Raw genomic sequence first — 17798 nt, forward strand, 5'->3', positions numbered from 1 at the left:
GTGCCGCCGGCCGGGACTCTCAGGCTCCGGCTGTTCCGGTCGCTCCCGTCGGCCCGTCCCCCCGAGCCGCCTCCGGGCGCAGTGCCACCCAGCCCGCCCACGCCGAGGTGATCATGTCCTGGACGTCGTACTTGGCCTTCCAGCCCAGTTCGGCGGCGGCGCGGTCGGCCGAGGCGACGACGCTGGCCGGGTCGCCGGGGCGGCGCGGGTCGACCGTCGGGGGGAGGCCGTAGCCGGTGACGGCGTTGATCCGGTCGATCATCTCGCGGACGGAGACGCCCTCGCCCCGGCCGATGTTCAGGGTCAGGTCGCGGCCCGGGGACGCCTGGAGCGCGCGGGCCGCCGCCACATGGGCCTCCGCCACGTCCACCACGTGGATGTAGTCCCGTACGCAGGTGCCGTCCGGGGTGGCGTAGTCGTCGCCGAAGACGCGCGGGGGCGCGTGCTCCGTCAGCTTCTCGAAGACCATGGGGACGAGGTTGTGCACGCCGGTGTCCGCCAGCTCGGGGGCGCCGGCGCCCGCGACGTTGAAGTAGCGCAGTGACGCCGTCGACAGCCCCGTCGCCCGCCCGGTCGCCCGGACCAGCCACTCGCCCGCGAGTTTGGTCTCGCCGTACGGCGACATGGGCGCGCAGGGGGTCTGCTCGGTGACCAGATCCACGTCAGGCATCCCGTACACCGCCGCCGAGGACGAGAAGACGAACGAGGACACGCCCGTCTCCGTCACCGCCTCCAGCAGGACGCGCAGGCCCTCGACGTTCTCCCGGTAGTAGTGCAGCGGACGCTCCACCGACTCGCCGACCTGCTTCTTCGCCGCCAGGTGGACCACGCCGGTGACGCCGTGGTCGGTCAGGGCACGGCGGACCCGGCCGGCGTCCAGGACCGAGCCCTCGACGAGGGGCACGCCGGCGGGCAGCCGGGCGGCGACACCGGCGGACAGGTCGTCGTACACCACGGTCCGCTCGCCCGCCTCGGTCATCGCCCGTACGACGTGCGCCCCGATGTAGCCGGCGCCGCCGGTGATCAGCCAGGTCATGGTGGCCGTCCCCTCGTCAGTTGCCTGAGTGGCGGTGGTCGCCTCTCCAGTGGTCGCCTCTCAGTGAAGCAGGCGCCGGAGCCTGCCGCGTACCACCGTCGCCACACCCCGCGCCCCGGGCGCCACCCGCAGCGCCAGTGCACCGGAGTGCGTGGCGTACGGCTGGACGAGCACGATGCCGTGCCGGGTGCTGGGCAGGGCGTGGCGGCACAGGTGGCCGCGCGGGTCCGTGCGGGCATGCGCCGTCACCTCGCGCGCGGTGCCGTCCCGGAAGCGGAGGCGCAGCCGCAGCTCCCAGGTGCCGGCGCCGAGGGCGGCGGGGTCGACCGTGACACGGACCGGCCACACCGGCCCGCCGGCCCGTGGTGCGGACCGTGCCGCCGGCCCGAACACCGCCGTACGCCGTCCCCCGCGCCGCCCGTCCTCCCGTCGCCGCCACTCCGCCTCGACGGCCACCGGACCGGCCCGCTCCACCCGGCCGTACAGCTCGTGCAGCCGCAGCGACAGCCGCGTGCCCCGCGCGGACGGGCGCAGTTCCGCGTCCACCGTCAGGGGCAGCAGCCGGGCCGGGCGGGTGAGGAGGGGCTCCAGCGTGACCTGGGGGAGGTCCCGCGACCAGACGGGGAGACCGTCGGCCCCCGTCGCGTACGGCGGGAGCAACCGGGCCGGGCGGGCCGCCAGTTCCCGCAGACGGGGCAGGTCGCGCGGCTCGGGGGAGGCGAGGATCACCCGGCCGATCAGGCGGCCCGGCGCGGTCGGGGAGCGGGTCCAGTCGGCCGCGTCGTACTCCGCGAGGTACGCCCGCGTGTGCGCCCACCACGCGCGCTGGTAGCGCGCGTCCCGTACTTCCAGCTCACGGACGTACATCCGCAGCTCGTGGTCGAGGAACTTGGCGCGGGCCGCCCGTGCCAGCCGCTTCTGCCCGGCGGCGAGCAGGATGTCGTGCGCCGTCCGGCACGCGCGCGTACGGGCCCGCCAGTTGCTCACGTCGGCGCGGTACAGGGAGATCGACAGCCGCTCGGCGGACCGGCGTACGTGCCAGACGTAGACCGGGTCGGGAACGAGCGCGATGCGGGGGGCGGCGGCGAGGACGCGCGCGGTGAAGACGAAGTCCTCGTAGGGGAAGCGGCCGTCGGGGAAGCGGATGCCGTGCCGGCGCAGGAAGGCGGTGCGGTAGAGCTTGTTGACGCAGAGGGTGTCGTGGACCAGGCGGGGGCGCCGGGCGGGGTGCGCGACCACAGTGCGCGTCGCGTACAGCGGCGCCTGCCACGGCACCTCGCGCCCCGAGGGCAGCTCCCGGCGCACGCAGAGCCCGCTCACCACCTCCGCGCGCTCCTCCACGGCTGCGGCGAGCAGCGCGTCCACCGCGCCCGGTGGCAGTACGTCGTCGCTGTCCAGGAACATCACGTACGGCGCGGTCACCGCGGCCAGCCCGGTGTTGCGCGGGGTGCCGCAGCCGCCGCTGTTGACCGGCCGGCGCAGTACCCGCAGCCGGGGCTCCGCCGCGGCCAGCCGGCCGAGCAGTTCCGCGCTGCCGTCGGCCGAGCAGTCGTCCACCGCGACGACCTCGCGGACCGCGGCGCCCTGCGCCAGCGCGGAGCGCACGGCGTCGGTCACATGGGCCGCGTCCTGGTACCCGATGACGACGACGCCGACCTGCTGGGACGGAGGAGGGGGGGATACGGGCATAGCTCAGTAAAACGCCCGCCGTGCCTCCTCGCTCGCCGCTGCGGATCAGGCGCCGTCGGCCGTCGCCCGGTCCAGGGCGGTGGTGAGGCGGTCCAGGCGGGACCGCAGGTCCTGGATCTCGTCCAGGTCGAAGCCGGTCGCGGCGGCGATCCGGCGGGGCACCTCCAGCGCCCGCTCGCGCAGCGCCCGGCCCTCCTCGGTGGGGCGCACCTGGACCGACCGTTCGTCGTGGGCGCTGCGCTCGCGCCGGACCAGACCGGCCGCCTCCAGCCGCTTGAGCAGCGGCGACAGGGTGCCCGAGTCGAGCCTCAGGTGCTCGCCCAGCCGCTTCACCGGCAGCTCGCCGTGCTCCCACAGCACCAGCATCACCAGGTACTGCGGATAGGTGAGTCCGAGGTCCTTGAGGATCACCCGGTAGACGCCGCCGAAGGCGCGTGAGGCGGCGTTCAGGGAGAAGCAGATCTGCTGGTCGAGGCGGAGCCAGTCGGCCGGGGGTGCGGGCGTGGTCATGGCTCCAGGGTAACCGTGAGGCGTGATTTGGTTGTGCCCAATTTAATTGTGTGCTTCACTATTCGTCGTACGAGATCACAAGACCCGGACCGACCCGGACTCTCCTGGAGGGATGTTCTCCATGAACCCGCTCTACACCGCCGTAGCCACCGCCACCCACGGCCGTGACGGCCGCGCCGTCAGCTCCGACGGCAAGCTGGACCTCGCGCTCGGCTTCCCGGTCGAGATGGGCGGCGACGGCAGGGGCACCAACCCGGAGCAGCTCTTCGCCGCCGGGTACGCCGCCTGTTTCGGCAGCGCCCTGGGCGCCGTGGGCCGCGCCGCCAAGGTCGATGTCACCGACGCCGCGGTGACCGCCGAGGTCGGCATCGGCAAGGAGGGCGAGGGCTTCGCGCTGGCCGTCACCCTCCGCGTGGAGCTGCCCGACACCGTCGACCAGGAGACCGGCCGCAAGCTGGTCGAGCAGGCCCACCAGGTCTGCCCCTACTCCAACGCCACCCGCGGCAACATCCCGGTCGAGCTGGTCATCGAGTAACGCCTACCGGGCCCCCGGAGCCCGGCCCCGGTGACCCGACCCGCGCCAGCACCTCCCCCGTCCGCTCGCTCCACGCCACCACCACCGCCTCCTCGGGCACCGGCCGCCAGCGGGTCAGCAGCAGCCAGCGCACGCGGTAGCGGCGGACGACGGCGGCGCGCTCGGCGCGGGTCGAGTCCCGGTCCAGGTACCTCGCCACGTCCGCCTCGCGCCGCTCGCGCTCCCGTTCGTCCAGGGAGGGGTCCGGCCAGGCGGGCGCGGCGAGGTTCGGCCCGTACCCGGCGATGGCGTGACCGGCGTAGTACCCGTCGGTGATCACCACCTCGCCGGGGCCGATGTGCCGCGCCGCCCAGCCGTACGCCGGCCAGCTCGGCGGCTGCGGGAAGCCGGCCGGGATCAGCGCCCCCGCGTGGACGGTCAGGAACCCGAGGGCGGCACCGGCCGCCGCCGCCCACCCCAGGACGCGCCGCGCCGCGCTCCACGGCCGGGGCGCCGCCAGCTCCACCGCGAGCGCGAACTGGAGCGGCACCAGGGTGAGGCCCAGGACGCGGCCGTACGTGTAGTGACCGCTGAGCCCGCCGTACGCCACCACCAGGCAGTCCAGGGCGGACATCAGGACCAGCGGGTCCCGGGGCGAACGGCGCCCGCGCCGCCACAGCGCGGGCAGCCCCACCACCACGGCCAGCCAGAACTCCCCGGCGAGATGCGCGTACAGCGTGCGGTGCACCGCGTCCACGCTGTCGTTCCCGGCCAGCGCGAACACGTCGAAGTACGGCCACGCCGCGCCCGTCAGCGCGGCTGTCGCGCCGGTCAGCGCCCAGCGGCCCAGGACCGGCCCCGGCCAGCGCCGCTGCCACCCCGCGACCAGGGCGACCGCGCCCAGCACCGCCGCCACCGACGTGATCGGGTGGATCAGCAGGACCAGCCCGTACAGCACGCCGAGGGCGGCGTACCCGGGCAGGCTCCGCAGACCGCCCGGCCCGACCCAGCGCACCCGGCGGGTGTCCCGGGCCCGCGCCCCGGTCAGCGCCCAGGCCCAGAAGGTGAGGCCGATCGCGAACGTGGAGGGGTAGCCGAGGTTGCCCGTCATGGACATCAGCCCGAGGTAACCGCTCCACCAGGCCCGCTCGGTGCCCCACAGCAGGGTCATCGCCGGCAGGGCCAGCACCGGCGCCCAGGGGCGGGGGGTCAGGGTCCGGACGAAGCGGTTGACGCCGGTCAGCAGCACCAGCAGGTTCAGCGGGCCGGCCAGCCGCACCACCTCCCAGCCGCCCAGCCCGGTGAGCCGGGCGGCGACGCCCTGCGCCAGCGCGTACGGCGAGTAGTACGCGCTGCCCGCGCCGGGCAGGTCGGCCATCGGGTGACGGGGGTGGAACAGGTCGGCCTTGAGGCGTTCGACCACCGCCGCGTGCTGACCGGCGTCGCAGCACAGCGGCACCCGCCAGTACGCCAGCGACACCACCAGCCAGAACAGGAAACCGGCCGCCTGGCAGGGAGTGGGGCGCCAGACGCGGCCGCCGCGCAGCGCCGTGGCACCGTGCGCGGCCCGCCGGACGAGGACTCCGGCGCTCACCGGAGGAACGAGGTGGGGAGCGTCTGGGGCATTTGCCGTATGTTCCCGGTCGGGTCAACGGCATGACCCGCCGTCACCGCATCGAGTGACGGTCAGTTGGCCGCGGGGGCCGCCCGGCCGACCTGGCCCTGCGCGGGAACCGCCACCCGGCCGCGCACCACCGGCTCCAGCAGCAGCGGCAGCCCCACCACCGGCAGCAGCCAGGCCAGCACGATCAGCCGGCCGCCCCAGATGTTGATGTCCGGGTGCCCGGCCTGGGTGAGGACGCCGGTGGCCGCCGCCGCGATCAGGAACGCGCCGAACGCGGGACGCCGCAGCGCGCCCCACGCACCCGCCGCCAGGGCGGCGACGAACAACGGCTCCCGCAGCTGCCGGCGCGACCACTCGGTCCAGAAGTTGCCCTGCAACTGGAAGAACTCCGGCCACGGACGCTCCCGGTCGGGCCGGGCGAAGTGGTCGGCCAGCAGGTCCTGGAGGCTCTCCGACTCGGACGGGTAGTGCAGCAGCCGGGCCAGGACGACGGTGGCGAGGGCGGCGCACAGCCCCGCGCCCGCCAGTCGCAGTACGCCCCGCCCCGGTGCCTCGCCCCGGCGCACCCGCCGGAGCGCGACTGCCGCGCCCGCCACCGCCAGACACCCGCCGAGGAACAGCGCCTGCGAGTGCTTCACGGTGAACAGCAGCGCCAGCGCCCCGCCGACCAGCCAGTACCCCCGCCGTTCCCGCCCGCCGCCCGACACCAGCGCGCAGCCCCACACCGCCGCCAGCGTCAGCGCCATCAGCAGCCCCTCGGTCATCGGCCGCATCGCCACCGCCCCGCACGGCAGCACGTAGTACAGCGCCTGACCGGTCAGCGCGAGCGGTACCGGGAGGGCGAGGGCGCGCAGGATCAGGAAGACCAGCACCCCGCCGGCCGCCGCGACCAGCGCGCTCGCCGTCCACACGCCCCAGGTCACGCCGAGCACGGTCACGAACGGCACCAGGAACGCCGGATAGCCGGGCCGCGCCTCGAAGATCCGCATGAACCGCTCCGGCATGAACGGCACCGTGTGCCCGCCGGTCTGCCCGGCCCGCAGCCGCCGTTCCACGTTCCGCCACTCCCGCTCCCGGCACTCGGCCGTCACCCGGGCGGTGGGGTCGGCCCGGTGGAAGCGGACCACGTGCACGCTCTGCGCCCGCTTCGCGCTCGACGCCCGGCTGGCGCAGTAGTGCTCGATGGCGCCCGCCGCCGCGCCCCGCTTGTCCTCGCCGGACAGGCTCAGGGCGTAGGACAGGTAGTTCTTGGTGTCGGGGGTGTCCCGGCCGGTGACGTTGGCCAGCTGGAGGAGGGCGAAGAGCAGTGCCAGCAGCAGCACCCGCGTACGTACCCCGCCACGCCGCCTCACGAGGGGGTCAGCAGGTCGCGGCCGGACGGCACCGCGCGGGCCCCGGGCACGGCGACCGGACCCGGCATCGTCTCGCCCAGCATCAGCGTGCGCACCACCCGCTCGGCGGCCCGCCCGTCGTCGAACGCGCAGAACCGCGCCCGGAACGCCGCCCTCAGCCGCGCCGCCTCCTCGTCCCGCCAGGTCCCCGACGCCAGCAGCCACGCCAGCTCCCGGTAGGAGCGGGAGACGTGGCCCGGCGGCGCGGCGGTGATGTCGAAGTACAGACCGCGGCTCGCCGCGTACGCGTCCAGGTCGTCGGCGTGGACCACGACCGGCCGGTCCAGGGCGGCGTAGTCGAACATCAGGGCGGAGTAGTCGGTGATCAGGAGGTCGGCGGCGAGCAGGACGTCCTCGACGTGCGGTTCGTCGGTGGCGTCGACCAGCACGCCCCGCCGGTGCAGGTCGGCCAGGCCCATGCCGCGCGCGGGGCCGGTGGCGAGGGACGGGTGCAGCCGGACCACGAGGGTGTGCCCCGCGCCGAGGTCGGCGGCGAACCGGGCCAGGTCGATCCGGTCCACGTGCCCGCCGCGCCGGTAGTCGCGGCGGGTCGGCGCGTACAGCACGACCGTGTGCCCGGCCGGGATGCCGCGCCGCAGCCGGAACCCGGCCCCGGCCGCCTTGTCGTTCCGCGCCCGGACCAGCACGTCGTTGCGGGGGCTGCCGGTGCGCGCCGAGGCGAAGTGGCAGGGGTAGGCCCGCTCCCAGACCAGCTCCGAGTGCAGGTTGGCGACCAGGCTGTGGTCCCAGCGGTCGGCGCGGCGCAGCATCTGCGGCACGTCGATCCCGTGCCGGGCGCCGGGCTTGCCGAGCAGGTCGGCGCCCATGTACTTCAGCGGGGTGCCCTGATGGGTGTGGATGTGGACGGTGCCGGGACGCTTGGGCACCGTGCCCGGCCAGTTGACGTTGTTGACGAAGAACGTGGCCCGCTCGGTCACCCGGCGCCAGGCCGCGCTGCCGAGGATCACGTGCTCGGTGCCGGGCGGCAGCGACGGCACCAGGTCCTCGTCCCGCAGCACCCACACCCCGCGCAGGTGCGGGGCGATGCGGCGGGCCTCGTGGTAGACCGCCGCGGGGTCGCCGAGGACGCCCCGGTGCGAGAAGGCCGAGTACACGGCGAGGTCCGGGTCGAGGGGGCGGCGGGTGCGGAGCGCCGACCCGGCGCGGTGCAGGCGTGCCGCAGTCGCCGTACGGGCCCGCACGGCGCGTCGCGCCAGCGCTCGCCCGGCCCGCGCGCCCTGGCTGCGTGCCACGTACGCCGGGTAGCCGCCCTCCAGCACGCGCAGGTCCGCCGGGGTGCGGGCCCCCTCGGGCCGGTGGGCGCGGAACAGTTCGGCGGTGCGGTGGAAGAACTCGGCGCGGTCGGACGGGGGCAGCCGGTCCGGCTTGGCCAGGATGTCCAGACAGTGCTCGCCCATCTTGGTGTGCAGGAACGGCCGCCACCGGGCCAGCTCCGGGTGGGCGTCGACGAACGCGAACACCCGCTCGTACTGGGCGTGGACGTCGAAGTGCTTGCGGCTGGTGGTGGACAGGATGCTGCCCTGGCGGCGCTGCCGGTAGTTCAGGCAGATCCGGTCCAGCGTCGCGATCCGCCCGGCGCTCAGCAGCACCGGGAAGGTCCAGGGCGTGTCCTCGTAGTAGCCGGGCGGGAAGGCGAAGCCCTCCCGCTCGACGAAGGAGCGCCGGTAGACCTTGTTCCACACCACCATCAGCAGGTCGAGGATCTCCGGGCGTTCGACGGCGGTGAAGGTGCCCTCGACGGACTCCGCCAGGACGTGGGCGAGGACGTTGCGGCGCGTGCCGCCCCACCAGTACGTGCGGGCGTAGTCGAAGACCAGCACGTCCGGGTCGCCGGTCTCGGCCAGCCGGTCGGCCAGCGCGCGCAGCGCGCCCGGGGTGAGGGTGTCGTCGCTGTCGAGGAAGAGGAGGTGGTCGCCGGTGGCGTGCGCCAGTCCGGCGTTGCGGGCCGGGCCGAGCCCCACGTTCTCCGGCAGGTGCAGCACCCGCACCCGGTCGTCGCGGGCCGCGTACGCGTCCAGGATCGCGCCGCTGCCGTCCGGTGAGCGGTCGTCCACGGCGATCACCTCGATGTCCCGGTACGACTGCTCCAGGACCGAGTCGAGGCACTCGCGCAGGAAGCCCTGCACCTTGAAGCAGGGGATGATGACGCTGAAGCGGGGCACGTCAGCTCCTTACGAGAGGGGCGCGAGAGGGGCGTGGGGGAGGCCGGTGGCCGAGGGCGCGGCGGCGGGCGCCGGCGTGCGCTCCGCGAGCGGGACGACCCGCGGGAGCGCCTCGGGCGGCTCGCCCAGGAGCACCCGGCGCACCACGCGCTCGGCGGCCCGGCCGTCGTCGAACTCGCAGAACCGCTCCCGGAAGGCGGCCCGCAGCGCGGCCGACCCGGCGTCCGCCCAGGTGCCGTCGCGGAAGATGCGGGCCAGTTCCTCCGGGGTGCGGGCGACCGGCCCCGGCGGTTCGGCCAGGAGGTCGAAGTAGACGCCGCGGGTCTCCCGGTAGACCTCCCAGTCGTCGGCGTGGATGACGATGGGGCGGTCCAGGTTGGCGTAGTCGAACATGATCGACGAGTAGTCGGTGACCAGCGCGTCGGCGGCCAGGCAGACGTCCTCGGCGCTGCGGTGCGCGGTCACGTCGATGATCCGGCCGCCGCCGAGCGCCTCCCCCCGGTCGTAGAAGTAGTGGGCGCGCAGCAGCACCACCACGTTCTCGCCGGCCGCCTCGCAGAACGCCGCCAGGTCCAGGCCGCCGGCGCCGAACCCAGTCTCCCAGTCGCGGTGGGTGGGCGCGTACAGCACGGCCGTCGCCCCCTCGGGGACGCCCAGCTCCGCGCGGACGCGCGCCACGTCGTCGGCGGTCGCCGCGTAGTAGGCGTCGTTGCGCGGATAGCCGTACTCCAGGTGCTCGTAGGAGCCGGGGAAGGCGCGCTCCCACATCTGGGTGGAGTGCCGGTTCGAGGAGAGGTTGAAGTCCCAGCGGTCCACCCGGCCCAGCAGCTTGCCGAAGCTGCCGGTGGCCGCGGCCACCACCGGGTACGTCGACTGGTCGACGCCCATCTTCTTCAGCGGGGTGCCGTGCTGGGTCTGGAGGTGGACGCTGCCGGGCCGCTTGACCACGCCCTCCGCGAAATTGGCGTTGTTGATCAGGTACTTCGCCCGCGCCAGCACCTCCCAGTACCGGCGGCCGCCGATCACCGCGTGGTCGACGTCCGGCGGCAGCGTGTGCTCCTGACCGGCCTCCACCAGGAACACCGAGCGGATGTGCGGGGCGAGTTCGCGGGCCTTGGCGTGGATCGCGGCCGGGTTGCAGGCATAGCCGCGGCCCCAGTACGCGCAGTAGACGGCGAGGTGCGCGTCGAGCGGGCGGAGCAGGTGCGCGCGGTACAGCAGGCGGGTGCGCAGCCCGCGCGGGTTCGGCAGCGCGCCCCGCGCCGCCGTCAGCGCCCGGTTGGCGCCCCGCAGCGCGCGGAACGCCGTGTACGCCCCCCGGGCCAGCAGCCGGTGCTGCACCCCGAGGCTGCCGCCGGGCACCTGGAAACCGGCCGGGCGGTGGGCGGCGTACAGCGCGCTCGCCCGGCGGAAGAACGCGGCCCGGCCGGACGGCAGCCGGCGCGGGTGGGCGGCCGTCTTCAGGACCGCCGCGAACAGCTGCTCGAACAGCGCCGCGCGCCGTACGTCGGACAGGCCCGGCCCGGCGGCCCGGGTCAGCACCCGTTCCACCTGGTCGAGCAGCTCGGCGTGGTGGTCGCCGGGCCGGTTGAGCCGGCTGCCCTGGCGCCGCACCAGGTGCCGTACGACGACGGAGCGCAGCACCGCCATCCGCTCGGCCTCCGCGGCGACCAGGCCGCCGAAGCCGACGTCGGTGAAGTGCCCGTCGGGGAAGGCGATCCGGCGCTCGGTGAGGAAGGCGCGGCGGTAGGCGGCGCTCCACGCCGGGAGCTGGACGCCGGTCAGCCGGGGCGCGGCGTCGGGGGCGAAGGCGCCGTCGGGTGTGCCGGTCAGCAGCGGGGCGGCCGGGTTGGCCGGTTCGCCCTCCCACCAGGGGGTGCGCTCGTGCTCGAAGTAGAGGACGTCGACGTCGCCGGTCCGGGCCAGCCGGGCGTCGAGCGCGGCGAGCGCGCCGGGGACGAGGACGTCGTCGCCGTCGAGGAACAGCAGGTACGCGCCGGTCGCCGCCCGCGCGCCGGTGTTGCGCGCCCCGGCCAGGCCGTCGGCCGGCGGGGAGTGCACGGGCGCCACCCGGGTGTCCCGCCCGGCGAGGGCGGCGGCCACGTCGGCCGCGGAGCAGTCCGGTGTCCGGCACACCGGGATCAGCTCGAAGTCGCCGAAGGACTGGGCGAGCACCGAGTCCAGGGCCTGGGACAGCCGTCCCGCGACCCCGTGGGACGGGACGATGATGCTGAAGCGCGGCATGCTGCTCTCTCCGTCGTCGTGCTGTGCTGCTGTTCTGGCTTCGTCGTTCTCGCTGTCGCTGTCGCTGTCGCTGTCGCTGTCGCCGGTTCTCAGGTGCCGCCTCCGCTCCTGCCGCGGCGGCCGGGCCGTCCCGTCGGCCGCCGCCCGGGCGGGCGGGTCGGAGCGGGCCGGGACGGGCTGCGGGGCATACGGACTCCCGGGGGAAAGCGGTCGGTCGGCGGCGGTCGGCGGCGTTCGGGGATTGGTCAGAGAGGTTCGGGGTCTGGTCACCGGCGTTCGGGGGTGGTCAGCAGAGGTCGGAGAGGGGCGGGCGTGGCCGGAAGACGCCGGAGGCGGAGGCGGCGTCGCCGGGACCGGCCGGCCCCGGCAGGGTGACCAGGGGCGTGCGCGCGGGCGGGGCGGGCGCGGGGTGGCGGGCGTCGAGCGGTACCACCGGCAGCGGCGCGCGCTCCCCGAGCACGATCCGGCGCACGGCGCGTTCGGCGGCGTGGCCGTCGTCCCAGGGACAGAACCGCTCACGGAACGCCGACCGCAGCTGGGCGGCGCGCGATCCGCACCAGTGCCCGGTGGCGAAGACGTCGATCAGCTCGTCCTCGTCGCGGGCGCTCACGCCCGGTGGGACGGCGCGCAGGTCGATGTAGAGGCCACGGGCCGCCTCGTACGCCTGGTGGTCCTCGGTGTGCAGCACGATCGGCCGGTCCAGGACCGCGTAGTCGACCATCAGCGGCGCGTAGTCGGTGACCAGGACGTCCGAGGCCAGGCAGAGCGACGGCAGCCGCGGGTGAGCGGTGACGTCGATGACCCGGGCGGCGCGCGGGACCGGGGGCGGGGCGTCCGCGGCGCCCGGCCCGGCCTCGCCCCGGGCGAGCACCACGAAGCGCGGGCCGAGGCGGCGCACGACACGCTCCAGGTCGAGGGGGAAGCGCTGGGTGCGCCGGTGGTCGCGGCGGGCCGGCGCGTACAGGATGGCGACCGTGTCCTCGGGGATGCCGAGCCCGTCCCGCAGCCGGGCCACGTCCGCAGCCGTCGCCCGGTGGAAGACGTCGGTACGGGGCTGGCCGCACTCCACGACCGTGTAGCCGCCGGGGTGGACGCGCTGCCAGGTCAGGGTGGAGTGGCGGTTGGCGGACAGCACGTGGTCCCAGCGGTCGACGTCGCGCAGCAGTGCCGCGAAGTCGGTGGAGCGGGCGGCGGCCGGGCGCTCCTGACGGTCCAGGCCCTCGTGGCCCAGTGGCGTGCCGGCCTGCGTCTGGACCAGCACCTGGCCCCGGCGTTTGACCAGCCGCGGGTCGAAGGGGGCGTTGTCGACCAGGTACTTGGCGCGGGCCAGCTCGGTGAGATGGCGGGCGGTGCCGGGGGAGACGCGGCTCGGGCCGGGCGGCACCGTGTGGTGGAGCGCGGGGGCGGCCACCCAGGCCGTGCGGATCCGCGGCACGACGGACCGGAACGCCTCCTCCAGCGCCCCCGGGTTGCAGCCGTAGCCACCGTAGCCGCCATAGCCGCCGTGTCCGCTGCGGTCGCCGTGACCGCCGTTCGCCTGCCCGGCGTGAGTGACCTGACCGGCGTGAGCGGCCTGCCCCGCGTGCGCGGCGTGCGCGGCGAAGAGCGCGCGGTCGGCGCGCAGCGGGAGCAGGCGCTGCGTCCGGTAGTGCAGGCGCAGTACGCCGGAGCGCACGGCGCGCAACGCCTTGACGCCGATCCGCAGGACGCGGCGGCATCCCGCCGAGGCCGGCCGCAGCGCCCGGTAGGTGCGGTGCAGGCCCAGCCGGAGCAGGCCGTGCCGCAGCCGGACGGGCAGCGGGGCAGGTGCGCCGGGGACGTGGTAGCGGCGCAAATGGGCGCGGGCCCGGCGCAGGAACTCGGCGCGCACGCCGCGCGGCAGGCGGTCGCGCCGGGAGAACACCACCGCCAGATGGTCGGCCATCCGGCGGAACAGCACCGGCCGCCAGCGCGCCAGCTCCGGGTCGCTCTCCAGGAACGCGAAGACCCGGTCGTACTGGGCGAAGACGTCGAGGTGGCGTTCGCTGGGCGTGCCCAGGATGGAGCCCCGGCGGCGCTGCCGGTAGTGCACGCAGACCAGGTCGAGGGTCGCGATCGACTCCGCCCGCATCAGCAGCGGGTACGTCCACGGGGTGTCCTCGTACAGGCCCGGCGGGAAGGTGAGGCCGGCGCGTTCGACGAACTCCCGGCGGCAGGTCTTGTTCCAGGCCACCATCAGCAGGTTCAGCAGGCCGGGGCGGTCGGTCAGCCGGAACGGGGCCGGGCCGTCCTCGGTGAGGCGGGCGGCGGCCTGGTTGCGGACGGTCTCGCCGGTCCAGTACGTGCGCGCGTAGTCGTAGACGAGGACGTCCGGGTCGCCGGTCTCCTTCAGCCGGTCGGCGATCGCGCGCAGCGCGCCCGGGGTGAGGGTGTCGTCGCCGTCGAGGAAGACCAGGTAGTCGCCGGTGGCCTGGGACATCCCGGCGTTGCGGGCCGGGCCCAGGCCCTGGTTGGCGGGCAGGTGGACGGGTCGGACGCGCGGGTCGCGGGCGGCGAACTCGTCGATGATGTCGCCGCAGGCGTCCGGCGAGGCGTCGTCGACCGCGATCAGTTCCAGGTCCGGGAACGACTGGGAGAGCACCGACTCCAGGCACGCGTGCAGGTACTCCTGGACCTGATGGGCGGGGACGATGACACTGAACCGGGGCACGGGACATCCATGGGTCGGCGCGGGCGTTCGGCCCGGGAACGGCCGATGGAGTGACTTGGTTACGCCCCCTGCGGCATTCGGGGGACCACAGCCCGCACACGACCACGGCCCGCACACGACCACGGCCGCGCACACGACCGGGGGCGGACCGCGACCGGTCCGCCCCCGACGACCCGTGCGGGTCGGTTACTTGACGGCGCCCGCCATCACCCCGGACACGAACTGCCGCTGGAACGCGAAGAACACGACCAGCGGGACCACCATCGAGATGAACGCGCCGGGCGCCAGCACGTCCACGTTGTTGCCGAACTGCCGTACCTGCGTCTGCAACGCGACCGTGATCGGCTGGTTCCCCGAGTCGGTGAAGATCAACGCGACCAGCATGTCGTTCCACACCCACAGGAACTGGAAGATGCCCAGGCTGGCGATGGCCGGACCGCCCAGCGGCATCACCACCCGCGTGAACAGCCGCAGTTCACCCGCCCCGTCGAGCCGGGCCGCCTCCAGCAGCTCCCGGGGGATCTCGGCGAAGAAGTTCCGCAGCAGGAACACCGCGAACGGCAGCCCGAACCCGACGTGGAACAGGATCACGCCGAGCAGCGAACCGAACAGCCCGACGCTGCCGAAGAGTTCGGCGATCGGGATCAGCGCCACCTGCACCGGCACCACCAGCAGCCCGACCACACCGAGGAACCACCAGTCGCGCCCCGGGAACTCCATCCACGCGAACGCGTACCCCGCCAGCGAGCCGATGACGACCACCAGCACCGTCGCCGGCACCGTGATCAGTACGGTGTTGACGAGCGAGTCGGTGATGTCGCCGTTGGCCAGCAGGTCGGAGTAGGCGGAGAAGGTGAGCCGCGACGGCTCGCTGAACACCTTCCACCAGCCCTCGGCCGCCATGTCCTCGGGACTGCGCAGCGAGGACAGCAGCAGCCCGATCGTCGGCACCAGCCAGAACAGTCCTACGACGATCAGGCCCACCCGCACCAGACCGCCGCTGACGCCCCCGGCGAGCCGGGAACCCAGCGACCGCCGGGGTTTCGCGAAGGATTCCGCGCTCATCGCCGCACCTCCCGCCGCAGCCGCCGTACGTTGAACCACATCACCGGGATGACGAGCAGCAGCAGGAACACCGAGATCGCGCTCGCGATGCCCGGCTGGTCCTCGGAGAAGCCCTTGCGGTACAGCTCCAGCGCGAGGACGTTGGCGTCGTCCTGCGAGGACCCCGGCGCGATGATGAAGACCAGGTCGAAGATCTTCAGCACGTTGATCATCAGGGTGACGGTGACGACGGCGAGCACCGGCGCCAGCATCGGCACCGTGATCCGGCGGAACACCTGCCACTCATTGGCGCCGTCCACCCGCGCCGCCTCCAGCAGCTCCCGCGGCACCCCCGCGAGCCCCGCCGCGATCAGCACCATCGCGAAGCCGGCCCACATCCACACGTACGAGCCGATGATGGCCGGGGTGACCAGGGACGGGCCGAGCCAGTCCAGGCCGTTGTACGGCTCCTTGAAGTTGTCGGCGGGCAGGCGCAGCAGAGCCCCGTCGGCCGCGGCGGGCAGGGTGAAGGTCCCGTCGTCGGCGGCCGTGGTCGAGGCCACCACCTTCCCGTCCTTGACGGCCTCGATCTTCATCCCCGCGTAGCCGACCTCCGTGCCGTCGACGCCGTTGAGCGTGCCGACGCCCTTGCCGCGGGTGAAGTCCTGCCAGGTGGTGCCGGTGACCTTGCCGGACTCGGCCCGGGGCGCGGCGGCCTTCGCCACCCCGTCGGGCAACTGGTCGGGCGCGACCCCGACGAGCGGCAGCGCGACCGGCGTACCGGCCCGGACGGCCTCCTTGGTGACGAACACCCCGCCGCCCGCCGCTTCCAGCGGCGACTCGCGGCCCGGGTGCGCCTTCGGGAACGCCGACGCCTGCGCGAAGGTGTCGTGCACCCCGACCCACACCGCGTTGGCGACGCCCTTCTCCGGGTCCTGGTCGTACACCAGCCGGAAGATGATGCCCGCGGCGAGCATCGAGATGGCCATCGGCATGAAGACGACCAGCTTGAACGCCGTGCCCCAGCGCACCCGTTCGGTCAGTACGGCGAAGACCAGCCCGAGCGCGGTGGCGACCGTGGGCGCGAACACGACCCACAGGACGTTGTTCTTCAGCGCCGTGCGGATGCCGTCGTCGGTGAACAGGGCCTGGTAGTTGTCGAATCCGGCGAAGCCGTCCCCGGACTGGTCGTAGAAGGAGCGGATGACGGAGTACCCGATCGGGTAGACCACGAGCGCGCCGAGCAGCACCAGGGCGGGCAGCAGGAACAGCACCGCCACGGCCCTGCGCGTACCGGTCACGCTCTTGCGCGAGGTGGGAGCGGAGGGGCCCGGTGGGGCCCCCGCCGCCGCGGTCGACGCCATCGCGTCAGTCCCCGTAGGCGGCCGCCGCGTCCGCCTCCAGCTTCCGCTGGGCGCCGGCGACGTCCTTCGGATCGCTCAGGAAGTCCTGGAGCGCCTTCCACTCGCCCTTGCCGGGCGTGCCGCCGAACGCCTGCGGGGCCTGGTCGGACATGTCGAAGCGGAAATCGTCACCGGCCGCGATCAGCGCCTCGGCCATCTTGCGCTGCACGTCGTTGGGGTACGCCGAGGCGTCCACGTTCTTGTTCGGCGAGAGGTACCCGCCCAGCTTCGCCTGCACCGTCGCCGCGTCCGGCGAGGCCAGGAAGGTGGCCAGGGCCTGCGCCGCCTCCGAGTCCTCCAGGATCACGGCCGCGTCGCCGCCGGAGACCACGGGCGCGCTGTCGCCCACGGCCGGGAACGGGAACACCTTGGCGTCGGTGCCGACCTCCGCCTTGGTCTGCACGATGTTGACCTGCGCGAAGTCGCCCTCGTAGACCATGCCGGCCTTGGGCTGGTCGCCGCCGGTGAAGGTCTGCGTCACGGAGGCGGGGAAGTCCGTCTGGAGCGCGCCGCTCGCGACGTAGTCCTTCTTCCCCCAGATCTCGGCGAGGGTGGTCAGCGCCTCCTTCACCGACGGGTCCGTCCACTTGATCTCGTGCCGCGCGAGCTGGTCGTACTTCTCCGGACCCGCCTGCGAGAGGTAGACGTTCTCGAACCAGTCGGTGAGGGTCCAGCCCTCCGCGCCGCCGACGGAGAACGGGGTGACCCCGGAGTCGTAGACCATCTGCGCGGTGTCGAGGAGTTCGTCCCAGGTCTTGGGCTCGGCCGCGCCCGCGTTCTCGAAGACCTGTGCGTTGTACCAGATCAGCGACTTGTTGGCGGCCTTGTAGTAGACGCCGTACTGCTGGTCGCCGACCTTGCCGATGTCCTGCCAGCCCTGGGAGTAGTTCTCCGCCAGCTCCTTGCGCGCCTCGGCGCCCAGCGGCTTGGCCCAGCCCTTGTCGACGGCCTGCGCGATGGCTCCGGGCTGCGGCAGCATGGCCACGTCCGGCGGGGCGCCGCCCGCGATCTTCGACCCGAGGAAGTTGATGATCGGGTCCTGGGCGGGCACGAAGGTCACCTTGGCGCCGGTGCGCTTCTCGAACTCCGCCAGGACCCGCTTGAAGTTCTTCTGCTCGTCCCCGGTCCAGACCGCGGCGACCTCCAGGGTCTCGCCGTCCAGCTTGGGGAGGGTGACGGTGGCGGCCGTCTCCTCGGCGTTCTTGTCCGCACCGCCCCCGTCGTTGTCGTCGTCGCCCCCGCACGCGGTGAGCGAGAGGGCGAGGACGCCCGCGACGACGGCCGCGGCGGCTCGTGCGGTTCTGCGGGTCCGTGTCCGTGTCCCGATGGTGCTGGTGGTGCTGCTCGTGCGCATCACTGCCCCGTTCTTCGTTCCTCGTCGAACGCCGTGCGCTGTCCCGTGCGCTCTGGTGTACGCCAGGGGGGTGAGGGCGGCAAGAGCGCGTCCCACGCCGGGCGGGAGATCGTGACC

The 17798-nt window shown here is 74.2% G+C and carries 12 protein-coding genes; 1 reads left to right on the top strand and 11 read right to left on the bottom strand.

The features are described from left to right. Positions 1-19 precede the first annotated feature (19 nt). The 3 genes from galE to ACZ3IG_RS00150 are packed head-to-tail and all read right to left on the bottom strand — an operon-like array spanning position 20 to position 3235. On the bottom strand, positions 20-1036 hold the full coding sequence (gene galE / locus ACZ3IG_RS00140) for a UDP-glucose 4-epimerase GalE (protein ID WP_467427575.1): 1017 nt from the start codon (positions 1034-1036) through the stop codon (positions 20-22). Between the two features lie 60 nt (positions 1037-1096). Next, complete coding sequence (locus ACZ3IG_RS00145; RefSeq protein WP_467427576.1) at positions 1097-2725, bottom strand: glycosyltransferase family 2 protein; 1629 nt, start codon at positions 2723-2725, stop codon at positions 1097-1099. Between the two features lie 45 nt (positions 2726-2770). Continuing rightward, positions 2771-3235 (bottom strand): MarR family winged helix-turn-helix transcriptional regulator, encoded by a 465-nt coding sequence (locus tag ACZ3IG_RS00150; RefSeq protein ID WP_467427577.1) that lies wholly within the window; start codon positions 3233-3235, stop codon positions 2771-2773. 121 nt (positions 3236-3356) lie between these two features. Here ACZ3IG_RS00150 and ACZ3IG_RS00155 point away from each other — a divergent pair, with 121 nt between their 5' ends. Further along, positions 3357-3770, top strand: a complete 414-nt coding sequence (locus ACZ3IG_RS00155) for an organic hydroperoxide resistance protein (RefSeq protein ID WP_467427580.1) — start codon at positions 3357-3359, stop codon at positions 3768-3770. On the opposite strand, the gene ACZ3IG_RS00160 is transcribed toward ACZ3IG_RS00155, so the two are convergent. From ACZ3IG_RS00160 to ACZ3IG_RS00195, 8 genes are all read right to left on the bottom strand, one after another. Next, on the bottom strand, positions 3760-5343 hold the full coding sequence (locus ACZ3IG_RS00160; protein ID WP_467427582.1) for a hypothetical protein: 1584 nt from the start codon (positions 5341-5343) through the stop codon (positions 3760-3762). The genes ACZ3IG_RS00155 and ACZ3IG_RS00160 overlap by 11 nt on opposite strands. Positions 5344-5435: 92 nt before the next feature. Next, positions 5436-6695 (bottom strand): hypothetical protein, encoded by a 1260-nt coding sequence (locus tag ACZ3IG_RS00165; RefSeq protein WP_467427584.1) that lies wholly within the window; start codon positions 6693-6695, stop codon positions 5436-5438. Positions 6696-6721: 26 nt separating this feature from the next. Next, positions 6722-8947: a bifunctional glycosyltransferase/CDP-glycerol:glycerophosphate glycerophosphotransferase gene (locus tag ACZ3IG_RS00170; RefSeq protein ID WP_467427585.1), complete on the bottom strand. Its 2226-nt coding sequence runs from the start codon at positions 8945-8947 to the stop codon at positions 6722-6724. Positions 8948-8956: 9 nt separating this feature from the next. Further along, on the bottom strand, positions 8957-11191 hold the full coding sequence (locus tag ACZ3IG_RS00175) for a CDP-glycerol glycerophosphotransferase family protein (RefSeq protein WP_467427587.1): 2235 nt from the start codon (positions 11189-11191) through the stop codon (positions 8957-8959). A 286-nt stretch (positions 11192-11477) separates the two neighbouring features. Continuing rightward, positions 11478-13880 (bottom strand): bifunctional glycosyltransferase/CDP-glycerol:glycerophosphate glycerophosphotransferase, encoded by a 2403-nt coding sequence (locus ACZ3IG_RS00180; protein WP_467427588.1) that lies wholly within the window; start codon positions 13878-13880, stop codon positions 11478-11480. A gap of 186 nt (positions 13881-14066) precedes the next feature. Then, complete coding sequence (locus ACZ3IG_RS00185) at positions 14067-14945, bottom strand: carbohydrate ABC transporter permease (RefSeq protein ID WP_467427590.1); 879 nt, start codon at positions 14943-14945, stop codon at positions 14067-14069. Beyond that, positions 14942-16288 carry a carbohydrate ABC transporter permease gene (locus ACZ3IG_RS00190; protein ID WP_467427592.1) on the bottom strand — a complete coding sequence of 449 codons (1347 nt, stop codon included), beginning with the start codon at positions 16286-16288 and terminating at the stop codon, positions 14942-14944. The genes ACZ3IG_RS00185 and ACZ3IG_RS00190 overlap by 4 nt, the downstream gene beginning before the upstream one ends. Before the next feature lie 4 nt (positions 16289-16292). Next, the gene (locus tag ACZ3IG_RS00195; protein WP_467427593.1) at positions 16293-17681 is read right to left on the bottom strand and encodes an ABC transporter substrate-binding protein; all 1389 of its coding nucleotides are present in this window, start codon (positions 17679-17681) and stop codon (positions 16293-16295) included. Between the last annotated feature and the right edge of the window lie 117 nt (positions 17682-17798).

Source organism: Streptomyces sp. NPDC016677 (assembly GCF_055562815.1).